General features: G+C 70.9%; 9 protein-coding genes. 2 read left to right on the top strand and 7 right to left on the bottom strand.

All coding sequences use genetic code 11. The annotated features are described in order from the left end of the window. Positions 1-141: 141 nt before the first annotated feature. Positions 142-324 carry a hypothetical protein gene (locus LCE31_RS05010; RefSeq protein WP_225012741.1) on the top strand — a complete coding sequence of 61 codons (183 nt, stop codon included), beginning with the start codon at positions 142-144 and terminating at the stop codon, positions 322-324. Between the two features lie 280 nt (positions 325-604). Beyond that, a complete protein-coding gene (locus tag LCE31_RS05005; RefSeq protein WP_225012740.1) occupies positions 605-865 on the top strand; it encodes a hypothetical protein in 261 nt (86 codons plus the stop codon). A 205-nt stretch (positions 866-1,070) separates the two neighbouring features. Here the strand turns inward: LCE31_RS05005 and LCE31_RS05000 are convergent, their stop codons facing one another. The 7 genes from LCE31_RS05000 to LCE31_RS04970 form a co-directional block, all read right to left on the bottom strand. Next, complete coding sequence (locus LCE31_RS05000; protein WP_225012739.1) at positions 1,071-2,408, bottom strand: erythromycin esterase family protein; 1,338 nt, start codon at positions 2,406-2,408, stop codon at positions 1,071-1,073. Positions 2,409-2,494: 86 nt separating this feature from the next. Beyond that, positions 2,495-3,232, bottom strand: a complete 738-nt coding sequence (locus LCE31_RS04995; protein ID WP_225012738.1) for a thioesterase II family protein — start codon at positions 3,230-3,232, stop codon at positions 2,495-2,497. A gap of 15 nt (positions 3,233-3,247) precedes the next feature. Beyond that, positions 3,248-3,808 carry a winged helix-turn-helix domain-containing protein gene (locus tag LCE31_RS04990; RefSeq protein WP_225012737.1) on the bottom strand — a complete coding sequence of 187 codons (561 nt, stop codon included), beginning with the start codon at positions 3,806-3,808 and terminating at the stop codon, positions 3,248-3,250. A gap of 305 nt (positions 3,809-4,113) precedes the next feature. After that, on the bottom strand, positions 4,114-5,292 hold the full coding sequence (locus LCE31_RS04985; RefSeq protein WP_225012736.1) for a cytochrome P450: 1,179 nt from the start codon (positions 5,290-5,292) through the stop codon (positions 4,114-4,116). Positions 5,293-5,333: 41 nt separating this feature from the next. Then, a complete protein-coding gene (locus tag LCE31_RS04980; protein WP_225012735.1) occupies positions 5,334-6,605 on the bottom strand; it encodes an MFS transporter in 1,272 nt (423 codons plus the stop codon). Continuing rightward, on the bottom strand, positions 6,605-7,585 hold the full coding sequence (locus LCE31_RS04975; protein WP_225012734.1) for a TauD/TfdA family dioxygenase: 981 nt from the start codon (positions 7,583-7,585) through the stop codon (positions 6,605-6,607). Before LCE31_RS04975 ends, LCE31_RS04980 begins: the two co-directional genes overlap by 1 nt. 23 nt (positions 7,586-7,608) lie before the next feature. Continuing rightward, positions 7,609-9,182: condensation domain-containing protein (locus tag LCE31_RS04970; protein WP_225012733.1), on the bottom strand; the 1,574-nt coding region annotated here is incomplete at its 5' end.

Below are 9,182 nucleotides of genomic sequence, written 5' to 3'. Positions count from 1 at the left end.
CTCTGCCTCCCCGCCCGTGTCCTCACCCCCCCCCCCCTGCAGCGGCCGGGCGGGCTCCCCCGGGCCGCACCGGGGCGCGGGTCCGCGGGGCCCCAGGTCGCGCCCGCCTGGCCGCGACGCCGGCCGGTCGCCCCCGCACCGTTGGCCGGCGCGGGGGCGATCCAGCAGATCGACGCGGGCGTGGCCTTTCTGGGCACCGAACTCACCGACGACGGCGTGCAGGCCCCGGAGCAGCCGTCCCCCCCGAGGGACGACCGGCAGGGCATCTCCGACGAGGCGGAGACGGACGCCATCCGCGAGCGCGTCCCCGGGATGGCGCTGTAGCGGTCCGCGCCGTCCGACGTGGGCCCGGTGCGGGAAGCATCGCTCCGGTGGCGCCGACGGCTCCGGGCACCCGAGCCACTCGACGCCGTTCACGGGGGAGGACCGGACCCACGTCCACACCGGCACCGCGCCGTACCAGCGGTCGAAGGCGCTCACTGTCAGCGCGCGGCCCGACGGTCCGTCCAGGACGAGAACGGGGACGAGGGTGAGGACGGGGACGGCGACGGTGGCGTTGGTGACCACGGCCGGCCTCGCCGCGCTGTAAGGGTGTCACCGTGCCGTGGCCGCCCTGCTCGGCGCGGCGGCCCGCCCGCGGGGTGCCCACGACCGTACCGATCCGCGGATCCGCGCACTGGACGCCCGCGCCGGGACCGCGCTCGGCGACCAGCACTTCACGGCGGCGTACGAGACCGGCGGGCGACCGGACGTGCCGACGGCCCTCACTCGCACCGACCCGGCCCGACTGCGCCCAACGGCCTCCTCCGCGACGCCCGACACCACTCCGCCCGCTCCGGAGGGCGGGCAGACGGGGCGGACGTAGTGTGACGTGGCCGGCGCGACAGCGGTGGCGGCCCCTCGGTCGGCGGCCCTGGTAACGCGCCCGGCACAAAAGCTGGTTGGCACGGCGTCAGCGAGACGGCGGGGCGGCAGTCACTGACGGACGGTCCCGAGGGGCAGGTGCGGCATGACCGTGCGCGTCGCGCGGACCGCGACGTGAGGGCGTCCTCGGGGACGGCCGCCGACCGTCACCGCGGTGTGGCCAGCAGGTGGGCCGGGGTGATGTGGTGGAGGTGGATGAGGAGGTCGTAGGACCGGGCGGGCGCGATGCGCTCGGCGGGCTCGGGGTATGCCGTGCCGATGCTGCGGGTCGGGCGGGCCCGGTCCAGCCAGGTGCGGGCGGGAGCCGCCGTCGCGCGGAGGTCGATGAGGTAGTCGCGGTGGCTCACCCGGTCGAGGAAGTGCTCGGTGGTGTTCTTCGCCGGGGCGCTCAGCGTGTAGACGTGGGTGGCGTTGTCGGGGCCGGTCGCGTTGAAGGAACCGTGCCCGAAGGTCGTACCGACGCTCACGTAGCCCGTGCCCAGCCGCTGCCGGAGGAAGGAGCCCTGCATGCGGGGGTATCGGGGGTCGGACGAGCGGTAGGCGACGTGGTTGTCGTGTGCGGACAGCAGTACTTTGAGGCCCGTCTGCTTCTGCCACCAGGCGACGTTGTCCGCCATGAGGTGGTCCCGGTAGCGCATGGAGGCCCTGACGCCGGCGGGGTCGTCGAAGTCGAAGGCGTAGCCCTGAGCGGTCTGCGAGATGGCCCTCGCGTTCTGCACGGCCCAGGCGCGGGAGGCGGTGGCGGGGGCGGCGCCGGCCGGCTGCCGTTCCAGGAGGGACAGCGCCGACCTCGTCCGGGCCGCCATGGCGCGGCGCTCGGTCAAGGGACGGGTCAGGTACGCCTTCATGTAGGTGCCGGCGGCCGTCGCGGGCCGCAGGCCGCGGTACAGGCCGGTGAGCCGTGGCAGCAGCTCCGGCCGGTACCGGCGCGCGTACCCGAGCACACTCTCGTACAGTTCGGGCCCGGCGTACGCGAAGTCGTCGCCCATGAAGCGTACTTGGTCCTTGGTGTGCCGGACGTCGTACGCCCGCATCCACTCGACGAGCGCGAGGTACTCCCGGGTGTTCCACCACGCGTAGGTGTCCTGGAACTCCGTGCGCATGATGCGCCGCGGGTCGCCCTTCCCCGTCCGCACGTACCTGTCCAGCCGCAGTCCGGTGCTCCAGCTCGTCTCCAGGGCGAAGGTGCGGAAGCCCTTGTGCGCCACCAGGTAGCGCAGGACCCGGTGCTTCAGGGTGAAGAACTGGTGGGAGCTGTGCGTGGCCTCGCCCAGTCCCACCACCTTCGCGTCTCCCACCATGCGGCCGAGGGGCCGCAGGTCGCCCAGGTCACCGTCCGGCTCCGTGGTGCGCAGGGGGTGCGCCGCGTGCCGCGCGGCCCGCAGAGCCTGTTCCTCGGGCGGACCTGGTGTGACGGCGCTGAGAACGTACACGCAGAGCAGCACGAACGGAAGAATGATAATTACGGGCCGGTCTCGACTCATAAGAGAAGATTGCGCCGCGAGCGGGCGCCAGGACATCCGGGCACCCCCCGAGTGTGCCGCTGGCTTACCCGACCACGGAGGGGCGACTAAACCGGAAGGGACCCCACCGTTTGCAGGGCGGCGCGCACGGTCCGTTCGGCAGCCGGCACCAGGTAGAAGTGGTCGCCCGGCAGGACGGTGAGGGCGAAGGAGCCCGATGTGGCCGTCCGCCACTTCTCCGCCTCCCCCGGAGTGACCCGGGGGTCCCGGTCGCCGGTGAGGGCATGGAGGTCGGCGCGCAGCAGGGGCGCGTCGTCGGCCCGACGGTAGGCGTCGATGAGGTGGTAGTCGTTGCGGATGATGGGCAGGAGCAGCTCCCGCAGGTCCGGGTCGTCGAGGACGGTCGCGTTCGTCCCTCCCAGGGACGTGACCGCCCGGATCACGTCCTCGTCCGTCCGCGGGGCCGTGTCCTGGGCCGTGTCGAGCCCTCGGCCCGACACGCACAGGCGGGTGACGTCGGTGCTGCCGGCCCGCTCCATGAGGAGGAGGCTCTCGTAGGCCACAGCCGCACCCATGCTGTGGCCGAACAGCACCGTGGGCAGCGGTGGCAGGGCGAGCAGTTCCTCGCTGACGGCCGGCGCCAGCCGTTCCATCGTGGGGATCAGCGGCTCGCGCATCCGGTTCTCGCGCCCCGGGTATTGGACGGCCAGCAGCTCGACCGCGGGGTCGGTGTACTGGCGCCAGCCGCGGTAGAAGCTTGCGGCGCCGCCCGCGTGGGGGAAGCAGACCAGGCGACGGGCCGGGCGCTCCGGACGGGTGTGGCGGGTCAGGTAGAACGAGTGCATGTCAGGCCCGTTTCTTCAGCGGAGGATGGCCTCGCCCAGCGGGGTGAGGCTGTGGACCGCGAGGTTCTGCCGGCGTTCGGTGGTCACGAACCCGGCGCGGCGCAGGATCGACAGGTGTTTGCTGGCGGAGGGGCTGGATATCTGGAGGCGGTCGGCGATCTGTCCGGTCGAGCGGGTCTCGCGCAGCACGGCCAGCACATCGGCGCGCGTGCGGCCGAGCAGGGCGTGCAGGGCGGATTCGTCCTCGCTCTCCTGCCACAGGGAGGTGGCTGTCTCCGCGTCGGGAGTGATGTTGTAGACCAGGATCGGCGGCCCGTCCCAGCCCATCCGGTCGTCGATGAGAATCGGATGGGGGGCGAACAGTGACGGCGCGAGCGCCATGCCCCGGTCGGCCAGGGCGGTGCGTCTGGGATGCTGGGGGCTGTCGATGCGCAGTATCGGTGCGTCCCAGTGGACGGCATCGTGTCTGCTGTTGAGCACCTGCTCCATCCCGCCGTCCAGCATCGCCCGGCCGCACGCGTCGCGTTCCGCGTTCAGCAGCCGGTGTATGCGCGGCCAGAAGGGTTCGACGGCCACGGTGTGAAAGGCGTCCCCATCGTGTACGCGTGGCGAGGAGAGGGTCTCCGCGAGAGAGAGGGAGGGCCTTGTCCGCAGACGGGCGGCCGGCAGTCTGCGCAAGCGGTGTCTGGCGGTGCGGCGCCATTCGAACAGAGCGTCGCGTCCCTGATCTCCCAACCGTCCCCATGCCAGATGGCTCTCGAAGGCCATACCCAGGGACCCCACTATATGAATTCGGGCCAAATCCCCTACGCTCAGGTGCAGTTCTAGCACGACAAAGCTCCCCCCGTTAGTCGTTTCGAGATCATATGAATGTGAGGGGGTCAGTGCCAATGCATAGTGACCTCAAGATGGCTGTAGCCCTGGACCAGATTCGACCGCATCCATTGAATCCGTCCGTCCGCTTCGACCGCACGCGCCTCCAATGCCAATTGACGTATGAGTTCATGCAGTTCGAGCCGGGCGAGAGCTGCACCGAGGCAGTGGTGCGGACCCGTGCCGAAACCCAGATGGCGGTTGGGGGCGCGGTCCGGATCGAAGCGGTGCGGATCCGGAAAGAGCCGTTCGTCGCGATTGGCCGCGGCCAGCCAGGCCACGACGGCCTGGCCCTCGCGGATCTGCTGACCGCCGATCTCACAGTCCTCGGTGGCCACCCGGAGCACGTGTGCCGCCGGCGAGGTCCAGCGGACCACCTCCTCCACGGCGCGCTCGGTGAGGCCGGGGTCGGCGTGCAGGGCCGCCAGCGCGCCGGGATACGCCGAGAAGGCGTGGAAGGCCCCGGTGATCGAGTGCCGGGTGGTCTCGTTCCCGCCGATCAGCACGTTGTCACAGTTGACCAGTACGTCCTCGGTGCTCAGCCGGCTGTCCGCGAGGAGCGCGCTGACGAGGTCCGGTCCTGGCTCCTTCTGCCGTCGCTCGATCAGCTCGTGGAAGTAGAAGAGGATCTCCGTGTGGGCCTCGGCCGGCGTCATCTTGTCGAAGCTGCTCTCCTCGCCGCCGAACGCGTGATTGGTGAGTTCGATCAGCTGCTCCCGCTCACTGAGCGGCACACCGATGACCTCGCACACGATCGCGGCGGGCAGCCGCGGTCCGACACTTAGGGCGATGTCGGTGGAGTCCTCGGAACGGAGCCGCCCGATGATCTGACCGACCTCCTCCCGCAGCACCGACTGGAGTTCGGGAGCGCGCAGCCGGGACAGAAAGGGACCGATGAGACGCTTGAGAGCGGAATGCCAGCTTCCCTCACTCACCACCAGCATCCGGCCGCCCGAATGGTCGGCGTGTTCGGCGTCGAAGCCGAGCATCATGCCGTACTCGGAGGTGAATGGGGACTTGGGGGACAGGACGGTGGAGACGTCCTGATGGGAGAACACCGACCAGAAGCCGGACGGGGAGATTCCGGGCTCGCTCCAGAGCTTCGCATCCGACCGGAGATACTCCTGCCACATGTCGAAGCGGGCATCCGTGGTGTAGAGGTCGGGGTGGGCCAGATCCAGTGTCATGGTGTGTTGTCTTTACCTGTCTGTAAGGGACCGGGCGGGCATCAGGCGGCGGCCTTGTCCGGCTCGGGCTCCGGCTCGGCGTTCCCGGGCGGCGCCGCTCGCCCGGGGCCCGCGACGTCCCGCAGGGAGGGGCTGAGCGTGGCCAGCAGGGCGATCACCGCCATCACGGCCGTACACGCCAGAAGCCCGGTGAGGCGACCGGCCAGGTCCAGGACGATGCCGCCCGCCAGGGGGGCGATCGCGCCGCTGCCACCGCCCGCGATACCCGCGACGCTCATCACCCGGCCTCGGTGGCTGTCCGGGGTGAGGAGCAGTTGGTACGTACTGAAGTACGCGTTCGCCGTCGGCGCCGCGAAGGCGATCGCGCCCAGCAGCACGCCCGGTGTCCAGCCCCCGGGCAGGAGCGCGATCCCTGCGGTGAGCAGAACGAAGGTCCACAGCACCAGGTAGATGGGCTGGGCGCCGGTGAGCAGGCGCTGAAGCAGCGGCGCGGCCAGGGCACCCAGCAGGCCGCCGACGCCCAGCAGCCCGGCCATGGCGCCGATCAGGCCCGTGGGCATGCCACTGGTCTGCGCGGAGGCGATGACGATGAAGTAGATGAGCCCGAAGAAGAAGTTCGTCGCCGCCGCGCAGAGCAGCCCGGTGCGCAGGAACGGATGCCCGGTGATCCAGCGGACCCCCTCCAGCAGCCCCCGCCCGCTGAGTCCGGGCCGCTCGGTGGAACCCGTCGGCGGCTGCCGCTTCAGGAACAGCAGCAGGATCAGTCCGGTCAGGTGCGCCACGCCTCCCACGACGAAGGGGACCGCGTTCCTCACCGCCAGTAGGAACCCGCCGGCGGAGGTGCCGGCCAGCTGGCCCGCGTAGGTGCGGGCCGCATTCATCGCCACCGCGTCGGAGACCCGTTCCTCCGCCACCAGGCTCGGAAGCATCGCCTCGCCCGCCGCCATCGTCAGGGCGGTCGCCGCCCCGTTGACCAGAGCGAGACCCGCCAGGGCGGGGAGCGAGACGATGCCCGCCCACAGGAGCACGGCGAGCGCACCGAACACGGCGCACAGCACGGCCTGACACCACAGCAGCACGGAGCGGCGGTCGTACCGGTCGGCGACGGCCCCGGCGGGCAGGCCCGCCAGGAGCATCGCCGTCGCGTCGACGAACCCGATGACCCCCGCCCGCGCCGGTGAGCCCGTGACCGACAGGACGATCAGCGGCAGCACGATCAGGGAGCTGCTGTAGGCGAACTCGCCGAAGGCCGAACCCACCCACAGCAGAGTGAAGCCGCGCGCGCCGCCACGCTCCCGGGTTCCGCGCCGCATCAGCCGAGCAGCCGTGAACGCGACTTCGTGTGCACGTAGGTGCGCCGCAGGTCGCGGACCAGGCTGGTGCGCTTGAGCCATCGGTCGGTGCCGTCGTAGCGCGGTGTGAACGTCTCTCTGCCGTGGATGACCCGGTAGTTGTCGATGAACACCGCTTCTCCGGGGCTCAGGATCACGCGCTCCGCCGCGTCGGCCAGCCGCTCGGCGGCCCGGGTCATGGCGCGCTCGGCCTCGGCGTCCCCGGGCACATGGCTGGCGAAGTCGGCGTCGATGCGCAGGTACGGGGCCTCCTGGGGCCCGAAGAGCACGGACGCCACCTCGTGCGGACGCTCCTCCAGGGCCGACGGGTTCTCCGCGCTGTGCTGCGGCACCACGTTGTGGGAGTCGTCCGGGAAGAACCGGAAACGGTCCTGGTGCAGTACCTGCCGCTCCCGCTCGTCGAACGCCACGGATTCCACCGAAGCCACCGTCGTACCCACCGCGTCGGGGTTGCGGAGGCACATCAGCGCCACGTAGTCGCCCCGGCAGGCGTGGAAGACGTCCTCGGTGTGCAGCGTGAGCTGCTGCTGGCTGCTCGCGCTGGTCAGGGAGTGCTCCTGCCCCTTGGCCGGGCACACGTCGTGCACCAGCCGGCCGTTCTGCTGGTTGACCCAGCCGAAGGGCTCGCCGAGCACGGAGCCGATCAGCAGCAGCACCAGCTCCTCGCGTATCGCGGCGCCCTCCTTCTCCGCGATCTGCCAGCCCGGCGGCGTCGGTACGAGGCTCTCGTCGACCGGCAGGTTCGCGACCACGATGATCGAGTCCTCGGCGCCGCGCGACGCCACCAGGAACCGACGTACGCCCGCCGGCAGCCGCTCCGCCTCGACACGTATGTCGTCCGCGTACTCCAGCGGCGCCCAGACGGGGTGCACTGCCAGGAATTCGTCCGCGATCCTGGCCAGTTCGTCTTTCTCGTCTCCACTCAGGACATAGCGAGACACAACAACTCCTTCCGGTTGGTAAGTCAGTTGACGGCCGCGGCGGCGATCTGCCGCAGGGCGGTGGCACATTCGTCCGCTAGCCGGCGAACGGTGGCCGGGGTGTGGATGGAGGGGGCGTACATCCAGTCGATGCGCAGCTCGCCGTTCTCGACGGCTGCGACGACATCCAGCAGGTGCGGGCGTTTCTGGCCGGGGGCCTGGTCGGCGCCGAGGCTGTCCAGCCGGTCCCGGACCAGGCCGCCCTCGCCGTGGGCGCCGTCCCACTGGCCCAGGTAGTTGAAGCTGATCCTCGGGTGCGGAGCCGCCGCGAGAGCGGTGTGCGCGGCACTGCCCGGAACGGACAGGTAGCGAAGGGCACCGTAGCCGAGCCCGCGTCCTGGCAGCTTACGCAGGGCCTTCTTGACCGCCTTCAGCGCTGAGGGCCAGGGACCTTCGGGCACATCGAGAGTGACGGGGTAGATGGTGGTGAACCAGCCGACGGTGCGCGAGAGGTCGACATCGTCGAAGAGTTCCTCGCGGCCGTGGCCCTCCAGTGCGATGGTGACCGGCTCGCCCGCCCACTCGCCCAGGACCCGTCCGAGCGCGGCCAGCAGGACGTCGTTGATCTGTGTCCGGTACGCGGCGGGCGCGCGCTGCAGCAGTGCCTCCGTCGTGGCCCGGTCCACGACCGCGGACTCGACCGCGAGTTCCCCGTACGTGCTGGTCGCCGAACCGGTGCCGGCGATGTCCGCGACACCGGAGACGGCCTTGCGCCAGTAGGCGATCTCGTGGTCCAGGCCGCCCGAGCGCACCAGGTCGGTGAGCCGCCGCGCCCACAGCTGGTAGCTGCTGGACCTGACGCCGAGGTCCGCGTGCCGTCCCGCCGCGAGCTGAGCGTACGCGGTGGCGAGGTCCTCCAGGAGGATGCGCCACGACACCCCGTCCATCACCATGTGATGCACCGCGAGGAACAGGCGCGGCGATGCCTCCGGCCCACGAAGGAACACGCCCTTCACCAGCGCGCCGCCGCGAAGGTCCAGCGCCTGCTGGGCCCGCAGCGCGGCCTCGCGCACCGCCTCCTCCCGGTCGGGCGCGCCCGGCACCTCCTGCACGGTGAGCAGATCCAACGGAGCCGCCCCGTACCGCTGGCTCCACCTGCCACTCCCCTCGTCCGTGTACCGAAGGCGCAGGGAGTCGTGGTGGCCGACGACCGCGGCCAGGGCGCGTTCCAGCACGGCGGGGTCGGTGTCCGGCGCCAGGGTCACGTGCACGGACATCGCGTACCAGTCGGGGTGGGTGGTGTGCTCCTCTAGGAACCACCGCTGCACCGGGGTGAGTTCGACCGCGCCCGATGGCGCGGACGCGTCCTCCGCGAGGGACGGGCCGGCGTCGTCGTGCTCCTCCAGGGCAGCCGCCAGCTCGGCGATCGTCTGGTGGACGAACATGAGCTTGGAGGTCAGTCGCAGACCCTTCTGTCGTGCGTGGGAGATGATCTGGATGGAGAGGATGGAGTCTCCGCCGAGTTCGAAGAAGTTGTCGTGGATGCCGATGTGTGGGGTGCCGAGGATGGTGGTCCAGATGGTGGTGAGGGTGTGTTCGGTGGGGGTGCGGGGGGTGG

Source organism: Streptomyces sp. 8L, assembly GCF_020176795.1.
Taxonomy (GTDB): domain Bacteria; phylum Actinomycetota; class Actinomycetes; order Streptomycetales; family Streptomycetaceae; genus Streptomyces.
The sequence above is the reverse complement of the archived record's forward strand: the minus strand, read 5'-3'. Positions and strand labels throughout refer to the sequence as shown.